The following is a 17,728-nucleotide window of genomic DNA, read 5'->3' as shown; positions in this document are numbered from 1 at the left end:
TGACTCTGCGTCCGTAAGCACCACTCGTTCGAGTGTCAGGAGCCCGTGAGCGACACCAGCATCCCCTCGATGCTCCGCACGACGACGCCGCACGCGTCGCTCGTCGTCCGGTCCGACAACGGCGAGGCCGCCCGTCTGCGCCAGCGCTGCAACGTCTCGACGGCGGCCGCACGCGCCGTCGCGGCGTCAGCCTCCGGGTCGATCCCGAGGCGCACCGCGGCCCGCGTCCCGGAGCCCCCGACGAGGCGCTCCGCCTCCTCCCGCACCTCGGCCGGGAGGCCCACCGCCCGCGAACGCAGCGCGGCCAGCAACCGCAGCTCGGCGAACTCGTGCCCGCTCGCGAACACCCGCTCGACCTCGGTGGCCAGCGCCTTCGCCGCCGGCCGCGGCTCGCGCCGCAGCACCAGCTCGACGGCGAGCAGCGCCGACCGGGCCTTGAGCAGGTCCCGCCGCTCGGCGAACTGGGTCGCCAGCACCTCCCGCAGCTCGTCCAGGCCGCTGCGCCGCACCAGCTCGGCCGCGAGGGCCGCCGCGTCCGGGGCCGCCCCGCCGTCGGTCCCCTGGCGCAGCAGGGCGAGGGAGGTCCGGATCCCGAACAGCCCGAGCCGGCCGAGCAGCGCCGCCCGGGTGCCGCCGCCGACGTCGTCCGGCACCGCGGCGACCACCGACGGCGGCGGCGCGACGAAGCGGTCGGCCGAGAGCAGCATCGACTCGGTGACCGCGGGATCGACGCCCGCGAGCGAGCGCAGCGCGAGGTACTCGTCCTGGCGCAGGGTCCGCCCGGTGAGCGCGAGCAGCCCGGCGACGGCGACGACGGTCTGGCACAGCGTCGAGAGCTTCTCGTCGGTGCGGTACCGGCCCGCGATCCGGCGCGCCGAGATCAGCGCGTCGAGCCGGCCGGACCCGATCTCGTCGGCCCGGGACAGGACCGCGACGGTGTTCACCGGGGTCGCCCGGGCGACGTGCCGGTCGTGGAACGACTCCAGGAACCGGGCGTCGGCCGCGTGCAGGTGCCGCATCAGGTAGAGCACGGCGTCCGCCTGCCCCGGGGCGTCCTCGGGGGTGAGGAACTCCCCCGCCCGTCCCGCCGCGTCCGCGGTCAGCGACGCGATGCCCGGGGTGTCGATCAGCGCGGTCGTCCGCAGTCCCGACGACGGCCAGTCGACCATCAGCCGGTCCACGGTCTCGGGGTCGGTCCCGTCGAGATCGATGACGAGGCCGCCGTGCTCGTCGCGGTGGGTGCGCAGCGGCCGCGGCTCCCCGCGCCGGGGGTGCAGGACGATCCGCGGGCTGGGCCCGTCGGAGTACCAGGTGACGACCCGCGTGCACTCCCCCGCGTCGGTCGCCGCGATCTCCTCCCCGACCAGCGCGTTGAGCAGCGTCGACTTGCCCGCCTTCACCTTCCCGGCGATGGCGAGACGCAACGGTTCGTCGAACCGGTCGAGGTGGTGCCGGAGCCAGCCGGCGGCCTGCGGGCTGTCCGCGTACTCGTCGAGGGCGGCCCGCACCAACGAGCGGGCCCGCGACCCGAGGTTCTGGCGGGGAGCGGTCGTCGTCATCGCTGCGGGTCTCCCGCGACGAGCTCGCGGGCCTGCGTCTCGAGGCCGCCCAGGCGCCCGAGCTCCGCCTCGAGGTCGGCGATGCGCCGCTCCCGGTCCGTCGTGACCGTCCGGACGGCCTCCTGCGCCGACTTGACCGACTCCGCCATCGACGTCGTCAGTTCCTGGGCGAGTTCCTGGAAGTGGTCGCGCAGGGTCCGCTGGACGATGCGGAGCATGTCGCGCGAGTCCTTCCCGACCTGGAACGACACGTCGTCGACGTGCTTGCGCACCGCGGTCTTGGCGTCGTTGCGCCGCTTCGCGAGCAGGCGCGCCTTCTCCTCCTTGACACCCTTCATCCCGAGGACGAGCGCCACGCCGCCGGAGATCGGGTTGATCATCGCGAGGCCGGCCAGCGAGGTCGCCATGCCGGCCATGAGCATGCCGCCGTAGCCGCCGCGGATACCGGTGAAGAGTTTCTGCCCGAAGCGGTAGCGCTCCATGTCCGGGCGGACCATCGGGTTGACCTGCCCGCCGAGCCCGCGGGAGGAGATCCGGTCGACGTCCGGGAGCGCCGCCTGCCCCCCGGCGACGAAGTGGTCGGCCACCTGACCGGCCAGGTGCCGCGCGCGCTGCGAGGCCCAGACGAAGTTCGTCGACGCCGCCGCGGCGACGCCGGTGTGCACCCAGTCGGCGAACTGGTCCCAGATCTCGCCCGGATCGCTCTCGTCGATGCGCTCCTCGGCCTCCTTCTGGATCGAACGCATGCGGTCGCGCAGGTCGTACTCGATGTCCGACGTCAGGTCCCCGAACCCGTCGTTGAGGGTCAGCTGCCAGCGCGCCGAGCGCTTCTTGAGGTTCTCCGCCCGCTCCTGGGCCTCCTTGAGCCGCGCGATCAGCACCTCTGCGTTCCCCGGGTCCTGCTGCGCCTCGAGCTCGGTCCGCATCTTCTGGGACATCTGCTCGACGGCGGACTGCACGTCACGGGAGGCCGAGCGGCGGTCCATGACCTCGGCCTGCTTGGTCACGCGGTCGCGCAGGTAGCCGACGAGGGCCTTGAAGCCGGCCTCCTCGTTGAGCGCGGCGTCGTTGGTCCGCGCGGCGACCTGACGCAGCACCGACGACGTCGGCAGGAGCTCCGCCGCGATCCCGGCCCGCGTGAGGTGCCCGCGGTCGAGCTCGGCGATCCGCCGCCATTCCGGGTGCAGGTCGGTCTTCGTCAGCACGCAGGCCACGTTCGGGCACAGCGACATCGCCTGGGACAGGAACCGCAGCTCGGGGGCGGTGTACTCCTGCGCGGCGTCCGAGATCAGCAGCACCGCGTCCGCCGTCGGGAGGGCCCCCATCGTCATCTGCCCGTGCGCCGAGCCGAGGCCGCCGACGCCGGGGGTGTCGACGACGACGAGGCCGGTCGAGAGCACCCGCCGCGGCAGCCGCACCTCGACGTAGCTGACGTTCTCCCGGTTGCCGGGGTTGCCCGCCTCCGAGACGTAGCGGCGGATGTCGCCGAGGTCGACGTCGGTGCGTTCCTCCCGCGACTCCCCCTGCCCGTCGACGGCCTGCTCGCGCACGACCGTCACCGACGGCTGCCCGCTCGTGTACTTCACGACCGTCGTCACCGCGGTCGAGATGTCGTCGTCGACGGGACAGACCTCGGCGTTGACCAGGGCGTTCACCAGCGCGCTCTTGCCCTGCTTGAACTCCCCGACGATCAGCACGCGGATGTCGGGGTCCGCGATGCGGCGGCGGGTGGCGCGCAGCCGCTCGGACAGGTCGGGGCGGTCGTAGGCCTCGGTGGCCTGGAGCGCCAGGTCGATCAACGCGAGCGAGCGGTTCGTCTCGGCCACCGTCGTCTCCCTCCGGGGCTGGCTGGGGTCGGGTCAGGCGGGGTCGAGCTGGGCGTCGTGGTCGGAGTCGTGGTCCGAGCCCTGGTCCGAACCCTGGCCGGAAGCGCTGTCGACGTCGTGGTCGGAGCCGCTGTCGTCGTACTCCGAGCCCGACGACGGGTCCGACCGGTCCTCGGCCGCGAGACCCGAGCCCGGGTCGGGATCGGTCTCCGACCCGCTCGGCTCGTCGCGGTCCTCCGGCCCCGGCCGGAGGTCGTCCGCGGTGGTCGTGACCCGCGGGTCCGGGGCACCGTGCCCGAAGGTGCCGTCCGCAGTGGCGGGCTCCCCCGCGCCGGGCCCGTCTCCGAACCCGTCGTCGAGCCCGTCGTCGAGCGCGTGGTCCTCGCCGACCGGCAGGTCGTCGTGATCGAGGCCCGACTCCGGGGGGAAGTCGGGGTCGCCGACGTCGAGGTCCTCGTAGCCGATGTTCGCGACGAGGTCGTCCTCGGGCAGGAAGGTCTGGTGCTCCTCCTCGGTCCGGACCACGGGCTCGGTCACGGTGATCCGCCCGTGCTCGTCGGTGGTGATCACCCGACCGTCCGCCCCCACGACGGCCGACCCGTGCTCGCCCTCGTAGAGCAGCTCCCGACCCGGCTCGGCGGTCAGGACCGTGCCGTCACCCGCGATGACGTAGGCGCCGTCGGGACCGGAGTAGGCGATGGGCGGCTGTCCCGGCCCGACGACGGGTCGCGCGTATGCCCCGGTGTCGGAGAGCGGGTGGCCCGGGAACGGGCGGGTGGTCGCGGCGACGTCGTCGGACACCGTGGCGCGGCCGTGCTCGCGCGCCTCGGCCTCGAGCCGGTCGATCTCGTCCGGGTCGAGCCGCCCGTGCTCGTCGAGACCGATCCGCTGGTCCAGGGCGCTGGAGAACACGTGGCCCTCGCCGGCGTTCGCGACGCCCGGGACGACGTGACCCTGCGCGTCGAGCGGTTCCCCGGTGTACCGGTCGTAGTGGTCGACCCCGTCCGGCAGCTCGCGGTAGTCGTTCGTGACGGTCCCGGTGCCGTCCGGGCCGTACTCGATCGGGTGCCCGTCGGCGGTGAAGTTCGCGGGCGGGGTGAAGGGGTGGTCGCCGCTCGGCGGCGTCTCGCCCCGGGCGGCCGCGAGGGCCTCGGGGGTGTGCATCGCGGCGTACTCGCCGATGGGGACCCCGGCCTCGCCCGCGGCCCGGTCGTAGGCCTGGACCTGGCCGAACCCGGTGTGCGGGTTGCCCGGCTGGTAGCCGGCGAAGCCGACGTTGACGTGGCCCGCCTGGTACGCGGCGACGTAGGACTGCGGGTCGGGGTAGCCGTGGCTCGCGGCCTCGGCCGCGAGCGCGGCCCAGCCCTCGTCGGTCCCCGGTGCGGGCAGTCCGTCGCCGAGCTCGCCGAGCGGTTCGTGGACGGTGGGGCGGGCGGCGGTCATGGTCGTCATCTCCTGGAGCGCCCGCTCAGGGGGCCACGTCGAGGTCGGGATCGAAGCCGTGGTGGTCGTCGGCCACGGGGTGGTGGGCGCCGAGGTCGTCGTCGGCCGGGTGGTCGGGCAGGTGGTCGAGCGACCGGTCGTGCAGCTCGACCGGATCGCCGGGGTCGTCGACCGGTTCGGTCGGCTCGACCGGCTCGTGCGGAGGGCCGGTGGGCGGAGCTCCCGCCCCGGGCAGGAAGGCGAGGGTCGGGGCCGCGGCGTCAGCGGTCGCGTCCGAGCCGTCGAGGTCGTGGTCGACGTCGAGCCGGGTCATGACGTCGAGGTCGTGGTCGTGGTGGGCGCCGTCGAGATCGCCCGTGCCGTCGAGGTCGAGGTCGACCCCCGGGCCGGCGTCCACCACGCCCTCGAGGCCGTCCGGTGCACCCGCGAGGTCGTCGACGAGGGTCCCGGTCCAGTCGTCGAGGTCGTCCTCGGCGGGCACGACCCCCGTCACCACGGACGGGACGACGCCGAAGTGCCGGGCGAGCGCGTCGACGGCGCTCTCCCCCGCGAGCTGCACCGGCGTGGCGGGGAGGTCGACGACGGCGTCGAAGCGGGCAGCGACCGTGTCGGTCACGAGCGGCATGGAGTGCGCGACGTCGGCCGGGTCGAGGTCCGCGAGGCCCTGCGCCCCGATCTCGTGCTGCGGGTCGGCGGCGAAGCGCGCCCGCGCCGCGGGGTCCGCCACCAGGCCGGTCATCCAGTCGAGCAGGCTCTCCGCTCCCGGCGCCGTGTCCGTCACGCGTGGTCACCTCCTCGTCGTCGTACCGGTCGGGGCCCGGTCCTGCCCGCCGTGGCGGGCCGGACCGGGGACGAGGTCAGAGGTTGAGGAAGCCGGCGTCGGTGTCGACGTTGTTGTTGTCGGTCTCCGAGTTGTCGTTGTGCGAGTTGTCGTTGTCGACGCCGTCGTTGTCGTCGTGCGAGTCGTGGCTCGAGTTGTCGGTCGAGTTGTCGTTGTGCGAGTTGTCGTTGTCGACGCCGTCGTTGTCCTCGGTGTTGCTCGAGGACACGTCGCCGTCGCCACCGCCCAGGCCGACCGCGCCGCCGTGCGAGGCGTCGATGGAGCCGCTGTTGACCCCGCCGTCGCCGAACCCGGTGGTGTTGCCGTTGCCCTGCACCCCACTGTTGGACACCGAACCGCCACCCGCCGCCGAGCCGGTCCCGAAGGCCGAGCCGTCGCCGACCTGGGCGCCCTGACCGGTGTTGACGTTGCCGCCGACCGAGCCGCCGCCGAGGGCCACCGCGCCGTCGCCGGTCGCGTTGCCGGCGCCTACCGCGGAGCCGTCGCCGACGGCGTTGCCGTTCCCGGTGGTGATGTCGTCGAGGGTGTTGTTGTCGCCGACCAGCACGTTGCCGTTGCCGGGCGCGACCTGGTTGTTGTCGCCGGTGGTGACGACGGCGTCGTCCCCGTCGATGTCGAGGTTGTCGCCGAAGGCGCTGCCGTCGCCGACCTGGTTGTTGTTGCCGGCCACCTGGCGGTTGGTGATGTCGCCGAAGTTGTTGCCGCCGATGTTCGTCGACTGGTCGACGATCGAGGTGTAGGTGTTGTTGATGTAGTAGTTCATGACCCGCTCGGCGGCCTCGTGGTGCGTCTCCCCGGGGAGCGGGTCGCAGTTCGGCGGGGGCGGCGGCGCGACGTGCCCGCCGCCACCACCGCCGTGGCCGCCGCCCGAGCCGCCGCCGCTCTGGTTGCCGATGTTGTACTCGCGGTTGAAGCTGCCGGAGTTGACGATGGCCTGCTGCAGCGTGGGGCCGTCGACGTCGCCGAGGCCGGCGTTGTCGAGCGTGTCCCCGGGGTTGGCGAGCGCCTCCGCCCGGGCGTCGGGCGAGAGGCCCATCAGGTACTGCACGACGCGGTCCCAGGCCTCGGCGAGGTCGTTCTGGGACTCGTTGGTGGCGATCGGGGCCTGGCTCATCAGGATCACTCCTCGGGTGACGGTGCCGGTCTGCGGGGCCGCCCCGGTCGGTCGGTGCGGCGATGACGAGAACGCTAGGAATCGGCGGCCCCCGGGCCATCGGGGCGAATCCGTCGGCCGAGGGGGAACGAGTGCGGAGTGTGCTGACCCACGGTGATAGGTGGGAGGGGGGACGTCACTCGAATGGATGCGGGGATTCGCCCTAGTCCCGTCCGCGGCCCCGCTGTGTCCACCACGTGGCCGCGATACTCGGCCGGTCACGACCGCACGGCAGGAGAGAGGGGACGACGGCATGAGCAGCCCGCGCTACCGGCTCGGCATCGACCTGGGCACGACCTACACCGCCGCCGCCGTCTCGCGGCCGGCGGGCGGGTCGGCCTGGGGCGAGCCCGAGATCGTCGCGCTCGGGAGCCGCTCGGCGTCGGTGTCCTCGGTGCTCTACCTCGCCGCGGACGGGACGGTGCTGGTCGGCGAGTCCGCGGAGCGGCGGGCCCGCACGGAGCCGGAACGGGTCGTGCGGCAGTTCAAGCGCCGCATCGGGGACGACGTCCCGCTCGTCGTCGGCGACGCCGTGCACACCGCCCAGGACCTCGCCGCGCGGATGGCCCGCTGGGTCACCGACAAGGTCGCCGAGCGGGAGGGCGGACCGGCCGAGACGGTCGCGGTCACCCACCCCGCGAGCTGGGGCGAGCACAAGCGCGAGCTGCTGGCCACGGCGCTGCGCGAGGTCGGGCTGCCGGCCACGACGTTCCTGCCCGAGCCGCAGGCCGCCGCCGTCGCCTACGCCGCGAAGGAGCACGTCGGGACCGGCTACGCGGTCGCGGTCTACGACCTCGGTGGCGGCACCTTCGACTCGGCCGTGGTCCGCAAGACCGCCGACGGCTTCGAGCTGCCGGGTGCCCCGGAGGGCATCGAGCAGCTGGGCGGCGTCGACTTCGACGACCGCGTGTTCGACCATGCCCGGGCCGGCGTGGGCGCCGCGTTCGACGAGCTCGACCCGGAGGACCCGGACGTCGTCTCCGCGATCACCCGCCTGCGGCAGGAGTGCGTGGAGGCCAAGGAGGCGCTCTCCTCGGACACCGAGGTGACGATCCCCGTCCTGCTGCCCTCGGTGCGCACCAACGTCCGGCTCACCCGCCGCGAGTTCGAGGCGATGATCCGCGGGTCGCTCGACCACACCGTGGCCGCGCTGACCCGCACCGTCGCCTCGGCCGGCCTCTCCGCCGACGACCTGCAGGCCGTCCTGCTCGTCGGGGGCTCCTCGCGCATCCCGCTCGTGGCCCAGATGGTGTCCGAGGAACTCGGCCGCCCGGTCGCCGTGGACGCCGACCCCAAGACCGCGATCGCGGTCGGTGCCGTCCTGGCCGTCGCGCCCCGTGCGGCGGCCCCCCGCCGGACCGCCGCTGCGTCGAACGCCTCGAACGCCTCGGCCGGCGCGGCGAACGCGGCCGTCGCCGCTGCGGCGACCTCGACGCTGGCGACCGGCGGGTCCGGCACGTCCGGCCGCTCCGGCGGACCGGCCGGCCCGTCGTCCGGCCTCCTCGACCTGCGCGCCGCGGCCGCCGCCCCCGCACCGGCCCGGCCCACCCGGGCCGCCCCGCCGTCGGGTCCCGTCCCGCCGCAGGGTCCCGGCCCGACGACGGGTCCGGGCTCGTCGCGCTTCCCGGCCGTCACCGGCGGCACCCGCACCGGACCGCCGTCGAGCCGCTTCCCGGCACCGGACGCCCTGCGCACCGGGCCTGGCTCGGGGTACTTCCCGTCCCCGAACCGCGGGCTGGGGCCCTCGTCGGGCCCGTTCCGGTCACCGGCCGCGGACGACCGCACCACCCTGACCCCGGGCGGACGCACTCCGCCCCGGCCCCCGGTCGCGGGTCCCGCGGCGACGCGGGAGCCGCTCGAACAGCCACCGGCGGACGCCCCGCGCTCCCGGACCCGGCTCCTTCTCACCATCGGCGCCGCCGTCGCGCTCGTCGCGGCGCTGACGACCGGCGGGGTGGTCTACGCCCGCAGCGCGTCGGTGTCGGCCACCGTGACGCCGCCGACCAGCGAGGCGGTCCCGCCCCCGCCCCTGCCCACCCCGTCGGACGTGGCCGTGGACGACGCGGCCCCGGCGGGTACCGGGGGGTCGGCCGGCAGCGGGTCCCGCGGTGGGTCGTCCGGCGGGGCGTCGGATGGCTCGGGCGGGTCCGGCGGCTCCTCCGGCGGTCATCACGGCTCCGGGACCACCACGACGACGACCACGACGTCGAAGCCGCCGAAGGGCACGCCCCCGCCGCCCGAGCCGACCCCGACGGCCGGCGCGATGAACTAGCGGGGACCCACCACGTCGTCGCGGGTGCGGGCCGAGGGGAACGGCAGGGTGTGGATCTCGCCGTCGTCCACGCGGTCGTCCAGGGGGCGCTCGTCGGCGGCGCCCCGCGTCTGCACCCACAGCCACGCGCCCCACCCCGCGGCCGCGACGCCGACGAAGCTGACCAGGCGGTACAGCAGCACCGCGGCGAGCGCGGGGTGCGAGGGGACCCCGCCGGCGACGAGGGCGGCGAGCAGCGCGCCGTCGACGAGCCCCAGGCCGCCCGGCAGGAAGGCCAGGCTCGACGCGGCGGTGGCCGCGGCGTAGGCGACGAGGACCAGCGAGAGGGTCATGCCGTTCGCGCCGACGGCGACGCAGCAGGCGGCGAGGCAGGCGATGTCGAGCAGCCAGTTGGACAGCGCCGAGAATCCGACGACCACGCGGCCACGGGCGTCGAGCTCGATGAGGGCGAGCCCCTCGATCTGCGTGACGAGTTCCGGCACGCCGGTCTCGCGCGGACGCCGCCGGACCCGGTTGACCAAGCGGAGGCCGCCCGAGGCCGCCGCGGTGATGAGGCCGGGACGGCGGCTGACGACGACGATCACGGCGCCGAGCGCGACCACGCCGGCGAGCTGGAGCAGCTGCGGCCCGAGCGTGGTCGCCCGGCCGTTGACCACCAGCGCGGAGCCCACCGCGATCCCGGCCAGGGCGAGGCTGGCGGCGACGCCGCCGGCGACCATCGTCCACGTCGTCACCGGCCCGGAGGCACCCCACGCGCGGCGCTTGCGGAAGGTGTAGGCCGTCGACAGGGCCGCGCCGCCCGGCACGGTCAGGTGCAGGGCGTTCGCCGCCAACGTGACCATGACGACCGCGCGGAACCGGACGCGGACCGCCGCGGCCCGCAGCAGCCGGTGGTGGAGCAGGGAGAACGCCAGGATCGAACCCGCCTCGCAGGCGACGGCGACCGTCACCCACATGGCGTCCGCGTCGGCGAGAGCCGCGCCGGCGGCCTCGATGGTGGGCCAGATGAGGACGGCGCCGACGACGAGCGCGGCGACCACGGCGATCCCGACGACGACGCGGGTGGTGCGGGCGGACGCGACCCGTCGGACCCGGCCGATCACCTCGCCCGTCGTCACCGTCACGTCCTCCACTGTCCTCCATCGACCGCGTTCCGTGCACGCGGGGTGTCGAGCATCGCCGACCGGATTAGCCGTTCGGCGGCACCGCCACACCCTCCGTTCCGGGTCGTCGGTGGGTCGTGCGTCTCAGCGCAACGACCGCACCCACCACCACGTCGCCGCCTCGTCCTCCCGTGCGACGTCCCGGACGAAGCCGCAGCGCGTGAGCACGGTGGTGGAACCGTTGGGGCCGGGCGCGGTCCTCGCGACGACCCGGTCGAGCCCCGCCGCGCGCGCGGCACCGAGCCAGACGCGCACCGCCGCCGTCGCGAGGCCGCGGCCCTGCCGGGCGGGCGCGACGTGGTAGCCGACCTCCACCTCGCCGTCGCACGGCGGCCCGGTGAAACCACCCATCCCGACGACCTCGTCGCCCTCGACGAGCAGGTGCGTGAGCCAGCGCGGGTCGACCCCGCCCTCGAGGGCCTCGACGGTGGGCTCGAGCGTGCCCGGCTCGTCCCACCCCTCGACGAGGACCAGCCCGAACCGGTCCGCGAACGCCTCCGGCTCGAAGGCGAGGGTCACCGCCTCCTCGACGGTGACGGGCCGGACGTCCACGCGAGCACACGCTAGGGGCTTGCCACGACGGCGAGAATCGCGGACATGGGATCCCTGTGGCACCCGTTCTCCGACATGGCCGCCGTGCGCGAGCACGAGTTCGTCGTCGACCGCGCCGAGGGCGCCTGGGTGTACGACGAGGCCGGCCGCGCCTACCTCGACGGGTGCGCGAGCCTCTGGTATGCCAACGTCGGCCACGGCCGGCAGGACATCGTCGACGCGGCGATGCGCCAGATGAGCCGCCTCGAGGCGTACTCCTGCTTCGCGGACATCGCGAACCGTCCCGCGCTCGAGCTCGCCGACCGGCTCGCCGCCCTCGCGCCGACCGGGCCGGACAGCAAGGTGTTCCTCGGCTCCGGCGGCGCCGACGCCATCGACACGGCCGTGAAGATCGCCCGCTCGTACTGGCAGGCGCGCGGCGAGCACCAGCGGGTGCACGTCGTCTCCCGGGAGACCGGCTACCACGGCACCCACGGCTACGGGACCTCGATCGTCGGCATCCCGGCGAACCGCGAGGGCTGGGGCGTGCTCGCCGGCGAGAACACCGTCGCGCCGCAGGACCTCGACGGCGTGGAGAAGGTGTTCGCCGACGTCGGACCGGAGCGGATCGCCGCGTTCGTCATGGAGCCGGTGACCGGGGCGGGCGGGGTCCACATCCCGCCGCCGGGCTACGTCGAGGGCGTCGCCGAGCTGTGCCGCCGCCACGGCGTGCTCCTGGTGATCGACAGCGTCATCTGCGGGTTCGGGCGGCTGGGCACCTGGTTCGGGATCGAGCGCTTCGGCGTCACGCCGGACCTGGTCACCTTCGCCAAGGGCGTGACGGCGGGCTACCTGCCGCTCGGCGGCGTGCTCGTGTCCGCCGACGTCGCCGCACCGTGGTGGACGACGCCCGGCGAGCGGACGCTGCGCCACGGACCGACGTACTCCGGTCACCCCACCTGCTGCGCCGCGGGCCTCGCCACGCTCGACGTCTACGAGCGGGAGGGCCTCATCCCGAAGGGCCAGGAGCTGGAGACGGCGCTCGAGGCGTCCCTCGCCCCGCTGCGCGATCACCCGTACGTCGCCGAGGTGCGGGCCGGGTTCGGCCTGCTGGCCGCGGTGGAGCTGACGCCGGAGGTGCTGTCGGCGGTGCCCGACGCGCCCAACAAGGTGCTCGCCGGGGCCCGGGCGGCCGGGCTGCTGGTGCGCGGCCTGGGCAAGGGGGTGGCCGTCTCGCCGCCGCTGATCGTCACCGACGAGGAGATCCGCCTGCTCGGTGAGGGCATCCGCGCGGGGCTGGACGCCCTGCCGGTCGAGTCGCCGGTCCCGAGCGCGCCGGGCGCCTGAGGGGACCTAGAGCCAGCCGCGGTTCTTGAAGATCAGGAACAGCGTCAGGGCGGCGACGATCATCAGGCCGACGGCGAACGGGTAGCCGAAGGTCCAGTGCAGCTCCGGCATGTCGTCGAAGTTCATGCCGTAGACGCCGGCGATCACGGACGGCGTGAAGATGATCGCCGCCCAGCTGGAGATCTTCTTGACCTCGTCGCCCTGCGCGAGGCTGGTCTCCGAGAGCCGCCGCATCTCCTCGTTCTGGCGCTGGCCCACGAGCGAGGCGTTGACCGTGAGGAGCCGTTCCAGCAGCTGGCGGAACCCGTCGGCGGCCTCCACGCAGGACTCGACGTGGTCGGCGACGTCGCGCAGGCCCCGGTGCAGGACCACCGCGCCGGGGTCGTCCTCGGTCTCGGCCACGAGCGTGCGCAGCATCGCGCGCAGCGGATCGGTGGCGCGCTGGAACTCGATGACCTCGCGCGAGAGGTGGTAGATGCGCCGCGACACGTCCGGGTCGCCGCCGAACACCTCGGTCTCGATCTGGTCGATGTCGCGGCGCAGCTCGCGCACCACGGGGTGGTAGTCGTCGACGATCCGGTCGAGGATCCCGTAGAGCACGGCGCGCGGACCGAGCCGGAGCAGGTCGGGGTCGTCCTCGAGGCGGCGGCGCACGTCCGCGAGGTCGGGCGTCTCGGCGTGCCGCACCGCGACCACGAAGTCCGCGCCGAGGAACAGGTGGATCTCGCCGACCTGGACGTCCTCCTCCGCGTCGACGTACCAGGCGGGGCGCAGCACCACGAACTCCACGTCGTCGTACCGCTCGAGCTTCGGGCGCTGGTGGGCGTGCACCGCGTCCTCGACGGCGAGCTCGGGCAGCGCGAAGTCCCGCGCCACCCGCCCGATCTCGTCGTCGTCCGGCCGCAGCAGACCGATCCACGCGAAGTCCGCGGCCCCGCGGCCGTCGGCGGTCTCCTCGTCGCGCAGGACCGACAGCGTCCCGTCGAGGGACTCCGGCTCGGCCTCCCGCCGGCCCGCCCGGTAGACCGCGTTGTCGACGACGCTCATGGCCGGACGGGTACCCGAATGTCAGCGCCCGAACTGCACGCGGGCCCGGCGCGCCGTCACCGGATCGGGAAGGTCTGCGTCTGTCCGGCCGGGGGGACGGGCGACGTCGGACGGTCGCCCGCGCCCGTCGCGATCGGCTGCGTCGTCGTGCCGGATCCCGACGACGGGTGGCTCGGCGCGGGCGGCGAGGTCGCCGTCGACGACGCGGCGTGCTCGACGCCGCCGTCCCCGGACTCGTCGGCGGCGCCGGAGTCGTCGTCGGAGGAGGTGGAGGAGCCGCTGGAGTCGGAGTCACCGGAGTCGGCGTGGTCGGAGTCGTCACTGCCCGGCAGCCCGAGGTCCGTGAGCACGTCGCGGACCGTCTCCCGGGCCCGGTCCGCCGCCCGCTCGGCCTGCGTGCGGGCCTGTCCGTACTCCTCGGCGCTGCCGTGGCCCCCGTGGCGGCCGTGGCCGTCGTCGTGGCCCGAGCCGTCGTGGGCCAGGGCGGTGCCGGCCCCGAGGACACCGGTGACGGCGACCGTCAGGGTGGTGGCCGCGACGCGGGCGGCGGTGGGACGGTGCCGGCGGTACCGGCGGTGCTCCTGCGGGCGGGCCGCGTGGGCTCCCATGGTGACGATCTCCTGCTCCCGGGTCACGGTGGCATCACGAACGTATCCCGCTGCGGCCACGGGTACACGTCCTTCCGTCGGGGCCTACGCTGCGTGAGGTGGCCAGGTTCTACGACGTGCACCCGCAGAACCCGCAGCGGAGGACGATCGCCCAGGTCGTGGCGCTGCTCCGCGACGGCGGGTTGATCGTCTACCCGACCGACTCCGGATTCGCCCTGGGCTGCCGGATCGACGCCCGGGAGGCGGTGGAGCGGATCCGGACCATCCGCCATCTCGACGACCGGCACCACTTCACCCTGGTCTGCCGGGACTTCGCCCAGCTCGGGCACTTCGTGGAGGTGTCGAATCCGGTGTTCCGGGCGGTGAAGGCGGCGACCCCGGGACCGTTCACCTTCATCCTGCCCGCGTCGCGGGAGGTGCCGCGGCGGCTGGCGCACCCGAAGAAGCGCACGGTCGGCGTCCGCATCCCGGACAACGCCGTGACCCGCGACCTGCTCGACGAGCTCGGCGAGCCCCTGCTCTCGAGCACCCTGCTGCTGCCCGGCGAGACCGAGCCGCCCACCGAGGGCTGGGAGATCGCCGAGCGTCTCGAGCACCAGGTCGACGCGGTGCTCGACTCGGGCGACCAGGGCAAGGAGCCCACCACCGTCGTCGACCTGTCCGGGCCCGAGCCGGAGATCGTGCGCCAGGGCGCGGGCGAGGAACGCGTCTGGCGCTGGTGAGGCTCAGCCGCGCGTGACGTCGAACCGCACGTCGCGGCCCTGCACGGTGCTGACCGTGGCCTTGAGGTTCACGGGCTGGCCGTTCTGCGTGCCGGTGCAGGTGATGGTCGCGCCGACGGTGGCCGGGAGCGGGCCCGGGCAGCGCACGCTGCCCGCGGGCAGCCGCGCCGCCTGCTCGATCTGCGCCGCGACGTCGGTCGCGGCGACGTCGGTGGACGGGAGCCAGCTCGTGGGGATGCCGACCGTCAGCGCGACGACCAGTGCGGCCTCGACGAGGGTCAGCAGGGCACCGACGACGATCGCGGCGGTGGCCGTGCCGCGGCCGGTGAGCCGCTCGGTCGGCTGCTGCTCGAAGACCGCCCGCCCGGACGCGGCGATCCGGCGCCTCGCGACGATCCCGAGGACGAACCCGACCGGGGCGACGAGGACCGCGAGGACCAGCGCGACGACGGCCATCCGCGACGCGCGCGTCGGGGCCGGGGCCGGCATCCGGTTCGGCCCGCCCGGCCCGTAGATCGACTGCACGGGCGGCCGCGGCGGCGGCCCGCCCGGACCGCCGGCCTGCGCCTGCGGGAAGGGACCCGTCGGCGGCCGCGGGGGACCCGGCGGACCCGGCGGCCGGGGCGGGCCGGCTCCCGGGTACGGCCCCGGCGGGCGCCCCGGACCGGGTGGGCCGGGCGGCGGGGCCTGCGGGGGCATCGGCGTCTCCGGGCGGTTCGCGAGGATCGGGGGCTCGCGCCGGATCGTAGCGACCACACCCGACGGCGGGCACCGGCCGCGGGCGGGTCCGGGACACGACGACGCCCCCGCCGGACGGTGTCCGACGGGGGCGTCAGGGAGTGCGGATCAGGCCTCGGTGGATCCCTCGGTGGATCCCTCGGCCGGGGTCTCGGTCGGGGTCACGCCCGCGATCTCGATGCGACGGGGCTCCGGGGTGACCGGCTGCGGGGCGACGTGGGCGCCCGCGATGCGGACGGTGAGCACCCCGGCGTCGTACGAGGCGGACACGGCGTCGGCCGTGACGTGCTGCGGGAGGGCGAAGCTGCGGCGGAACGAGCCGCGCCGCGACTCGCGGAAGCCCTCGCCGTCGTGCTCCTCGCGGCGCTCGCCGGCGATCGAGAGCCGGCGGTCGACGACCTCGACGGTGACGTCGGACGCGACGTCGACGCCGGGCAGCTCCACGCGGACGACGGCGTCGTCGCCATCGCGCACGACGTCGGCGGCCGGGACGAACCAGGCGGACTCGGCCTGGCGCGGGGCGACGGAGGCGACCGAGCCGCGGACGAGGGCGTCGGCCAGCCGGAAGGCGCCGAACGGACCGACGAAGCGGGGGTACCGGACGGTCAGAGCGGTCATGGTGGTCCTCCTCGGACGGTGAAGGGAGCTCGACCTTGCGAGCCACTGACTCCCATAACCTGAGTCGGGACGACTCAATTCCCGCTCCTCGCCGATTCTGGGAGCCTGGGTCCATGAGCGAGCCCGGGCCCGACTACACCGCCGACGGCGTGCCGACCTTCGACTACGTGCGCGACCGGATCGAGCGGCGCGCGGCCACCGCCGACGGCGCCGACGAGCTGGACGCCGCGACCCCGGAGGCGCACGACCTCGACCGGCAGGAGGCCGAGCGCGCCGAGGCCGCCCGGGCGAAGCTCGAGGAGATCCGCCGCAGCCTCGGCTGATCTCACCGGCCCCTCAGCCGACGCACAGCCTCCGCGCGCACGGTGGAGGGCACGGGCGCAGCGAGGAGGCCGGCGATGACGGTGACGACGGCGGGACGGACGAGGACGAGGACGGCGCTGCGCTGGTGGGCGGCCGACGCCCGGGGGCCGCGGCGGCACCAGGCCGACGCGGCCGCCGGCTTCACCGGCCGCGGGCAGCGGTACGCACGGCACGCCCTGGCCGTCGCCGACGGGGTCGGGGACTCCCCGGCCGCGGCCCGGGTCGCCCGGATCGCGGTCGACCACGCCGTGCGGACCGCGGTCCTCGACGGGCGGGCCGACCTGGCGGTGCTCGCCGCGCACGACGTCCTGCTCGGGGCCGGCCTGCCGGGCGACGCCGCGCTCACCGTCGCCCTCGGGCCCGACACGCGACTGGCCGAGGCGACCTGGACCGTGGCGTGGGTCGGCGACGTCCGCGCGTTCGCGCTGACCGACGGCCGTGTGCGGGCCCTCACCCGCGAGCACACCGTCGGGGCCGAGCTGCGCGCGGCGGGGATCGCCGTCGCCGACCACCTCGACCACGTCCTGACGACGAGCGTCCGCACGGTCCGCAGCGCGGTCGGGATCGGGGTCGCGGCGATCGCGGCGCCGGACGCGCTCGTGCTCGCCACCGACGGCGTCCACCGGGCGCTCACCGCCGACGCGTTCGCCGCGGTGTGCGCCCGCACGCCCGCACCCGACCTGGCCACGGCCCTCGTCGACGCCGCGGGCCGGGCGGGCACCGGCGACAACGCGACCGCGCTCGTGGTGTCCACCGGCGCCTGACCCACACTGGCCGGGTGCGTGCCCTGTTCGACCTGACCGCCGCCTACGAGCCGACGCCGGAGCAGCGCCGCGACCCGGTGCCGCCGGTCGAGGCCGTCCTGTTCGACTTCTCCAACACGCTCTTCCACATGGTCGACACCGCCGACTGGCTGCGCGCGGTCGGCGGGACCACCGGGCGGGAGGTCCCGGTGGCCGGCACGCTCGACGAGCTCGCCGTCGCCGCCGCGCTCCCGGAGGTCGCGGCCGCACAGCAGGGCCGCGACCTCTCCGACGACGCCCATCGCGCCGCCATGCGGGCCTGGTTCTCCCGGGTGCCGGTGCTGCGCGGGGTCGAGGACACCGCCGTCGACCTGCTGCGCGCCGCCGACGCCTGGGTGCCCTATCCCGACACCGCCGACGTCCTGGCGGCCCTGGCCGAGCGCGGCGTCCGGGTCGGCGTGGTGTCCGACATCGGCTGGGACATCCGCGTGCACGCCCGCGCGGCCGGCGTCGAGCACCTCGTCGGGACCTGGGTGCTCTCCTGCGAGCTCGGCGTCGAGAAGCCCGACCCCGCCATGTTCACCACCGCGTGCGCCGCCCTCGACGTCGACCCCCGGGCCACGGTGATGGTCGGCGACAACCCGGGGCGCGACGGCGGGGCGGTCGCGGTGGGCTGCCGGGTGTTCCTGCTGCCCAGCGAGTTCCGCCTCGGCGAGCGCGGGCTCGGCGCCGTGCTCTCCCTGCTCGACTGAGC

Annotated in this window: 17 protein-coding genes; 6 read left to right on the top strand and 11 right to left on the bottom strand. The window is 75.1% G+C overall.

Annotated elements, in window-relative coordinates; all coding sequences use genetic code 11:
* Positions 1-35: 35 nt before the first annotated feature.
* From ACQPYX_RS02440 to ACQPYX_RS02420, 5 genes are all read right to left on the bottom strand, one after another.
* The gene (locus ACQPYX_RS02440) at positions 36-1,559 is read right to left on the bottom strand and encodes a dynamin family protein (protein WP_433801315.1); all 1,524 of its coding nucleotides are present in this window, start codon (positions 1,557-1,559) and stop codon (positions 36-38) included.
* Positions 1,556-3,385, bottom strand: a complete 1,830-nt coding sequence (locus tag ACQPYX_RS02435; protein WP_433801314.1) for a dynamin family protein — start codon at positions 3,383-3,385, stop codon at positions 1,556-1,558. Before ACQPYX_RS02435 ends, ACQPYX_RS02440 begins: the two co-directional genes overlap by 4 nt.
* A gap of 33 nt (positions 3,386-3,418) precedes the next feature.
* Complete coding sequence (locus tag ACQPYX_RS02430; RefSeq protein WP_433801313.1) at positions 3,419-4,828, bottom strand: hypothetical protein; 1,410 nt, start codon at positions 4,826-4,828, stop codon at positions 3,419-3,421.
* A gap of 25 nt (positions 4,829-4,853) precedes the next feature.
* Positions 4,854-5,609, bottom strand: coding sequence for an IniB N-terminal domain-containing protein (locus tag ACQPYX_RS02425; protein WP_433801312.1), 756 nt, complete (start codon positions 5,607-5,609; stop codon positions 4,854-4,856).
* 76 nt (positions 5,610-5,685) lie between these two features.
* The gene (locus ACQPYX_RS02420; RefSeq protein WP_433801311.1) at positions 5,686-6,783 is read right to left on the bottom strand and encodes a hypothetical protein; all 1,098 of its coding nucleotides are present in this window, start codon (positions 6,781-6,783) and stop codon (positions 5,686-5,688) included.
* 292 nt (positions 6,784-7,075) lie between these two features.
* On the opposite strand from ACQPYX_RS02420, the gene ACQPYX_RS02415 reads away from it, so the two are divergent.
* Positions 7,076-9,094 carry an Hsp70 family protein gene (locus ACQPYX_RS02415; RefSeq protein ID WP_433801310.1) on the top strand — a complete coding sequence of 673 codons (2,019 nt, stop codon included), beginning with the start codon at positions 7,076-7,078 and terminating at the stop codon, positions 9,092-9,094.
* Here ACQPYX_RS02415 and ACQPYX_RS02410 read toward each other — a convergent pair.
* The gene (locus tag ACQPYX_RS02410; RefSeq protein ID WP_433801309.1) at positions 9,091-10,218 is read right to left on the bottom strand and encodes a lysylphosphatidylglycerol synthase transmembrane domain-containing protein; all 1,128 of its coding nucleotides are present in this window, start codon (positions 10,216-10,218) and stop codon (positions 9,091-9,093) included. The genes ACQPYX_RS02415 and ACQPYX_RS02410 overlap by 4 nt on opposite strands.
* 123 nt (positions 10,219-10,341) lie before the next feature.
* Positions 10,342-10,809 (bottom strand): GNAT family N-acetyltransferase, encoded by a 468-nt coding sequence (locus tag ACQPYX_RS02405; RefSeq protein WP_433801308.1) that lies wholly within the window; start codon positions 10,807-10,809, stop codon positions 10,342-10,344.
* A 45-nt stretch (positions 10,810-10,854) separates the two neighbouring features.
* Between ACQPYX_RS02405 and ACQPYX_RS02400 the strand changes: the two genes are divergently transcribed.
* Positions 10,855-12,135 (top strand): aspartate aminotransferase family protein, encoded by a 1,281-nt coding sequence (locus tag ACQPYX_RS02400; protein WP_433801307.1) that lies wholly within the window; start codon positions 10,855-10,857, stop codon positions 12,133-12,135.
* 6 nt (positions 12,136-12,141) lie between these two features.
* On the opposite strand, the gene ACQPYX_RS02395 is transcribed toward ACQPYX_RS02400, so the two are convergent.
* Both ACQPYX_RS02395 and ACQPYX_RS02390 read right to left on the bottom strand, forming a co-directional pair.
* Positions 12,142-13,182 (bottom strand): magnesium and cobalt transport protein CorA, encoded by a 1,041-nt coding sequence (locus tag ACQPYX_RS02395; RefSeq protein WP_433801306.1) that lies wholly within the window; start codon positions 13,180-13,182, stop codon positions 12,142-12,144.
* Positions 13,183-13,238: 56 nt separating this feature from the next.
* Positions 13,239-13,817 (bottom strand): hypothetical protein, encoded by a 579-nt coding sequence (locus tag ACQPYX_RS02390; protein WP_433801305.1) that lies wholly within the window; start codon positions 13,815-13,817, stop codon positions 13,239-13,241.
* A 71-nt stretch (positions 13,818-13,888) separates the two neighbouring features.
* On the opposite strand from ACQPYX_RS02390, the gene ACQPYX_RS02385 reads away from it, so the two are divergent.
* A complete protein-coding gene (locus ACQPYX_RS02385) occupies positions 13,889-14,512 on the top strand; it encodes an L-threonylcarbamoyladenylate synthase (protein WP_230757473.1) in 624 nt (207 codons plus the stop codon).
* A 3-nt stretch (positions 14,513-14,515) separates the two neighbouring features.
* Here the strand turns inward: ACQPYX_RS02385 and ACQPYX_RS02380 are convergent, their stop codons facing one another.
* Positions 14,516-15,211 carry a DUF4333 domain-containing protein gene (locus ACQPYX_RS02380; RefSeq protein WP_433801304.1) on the bottom strand — a complete coding sequence of 232 codons (696 nt, stop codon included), beginning with the start codon at positions 15,209-15,211 and terminating at the stop codon, positions 14,516-14,518.
* A 147-nt stretch (positions 15,212-15,358) separates the two neighbouring features.
* Positions 15,359-15,868 (bottom strand): Hsp20/alpha crystallin family protein, encoded by a 510-nt coding sequence (locus tag ACQPYX_RS02375; RefSeq protein WP_433801303.1) that lies wholly within the window; start codon positions 15,866-15,868, stop codon positions 15,359-15,361.
* A 113-nt stretch (positions 15,869-15,981) separates the two neighbouring features.
* On the opposite strand from ACQPYX_RS02375, the gene ACQPYX_RS02370 reads away from it, so the two are divergent.
* From ACQPYX_RS02370 to ACQPYX_RS02360, 3 genes are all read left to right on the top strand, one after another.
* Entirely contained in the window at positions 15,982-16,191 is a 210-nt protein-coding gene (locus ACQPYX_RS02370) for a hypothetical protein (RefSeq protein ID WP_433801302.1), read from the top strand.
* A gap of 75 nt (positions 16,192-16,266) precedes the next feature.
* The gene (locus tag ACQPYX_RS02365) at positions 16,267-16,995 is read left to right on the top strand and encodes a PP2C family protein-serine/threonine phosphatase (RefSeq protein ID WP_433801301.1); all 729 of its coding nucleotides are present in this window, start codon (positions 16,267-16,269) and stop codon (positions 16,993-16,995) included.
* 14 nt (positions 16,996-17,009) lie between these two features.
* Entirely contained in the window at positions 17,010-17,726 is a 717-nt protein-coding gene (locus ACQPYX_RS02360) for an HAD family hydrolase (RefSeq protein WP_433801300.1), read from the top strand.
* Positions 17,727-17,728: the final 2 nt, after the last annotated feature.

It is taken from the genome of Actinomycetospora sp. CA-084318, from assembly GCF_050955885.1.
Classification (GTDB): domain Bacteria; phylum Actinomycetota; class Actinomycetes; order Mycobacteriales; family Pseudonocardiaceae; genus Actinomycetospora.
The sequence above is the reverse complement of the archived record's forward strand: the minus strand, read 5'-3'. Positions and strand labels throughout refer to the sequence as shown.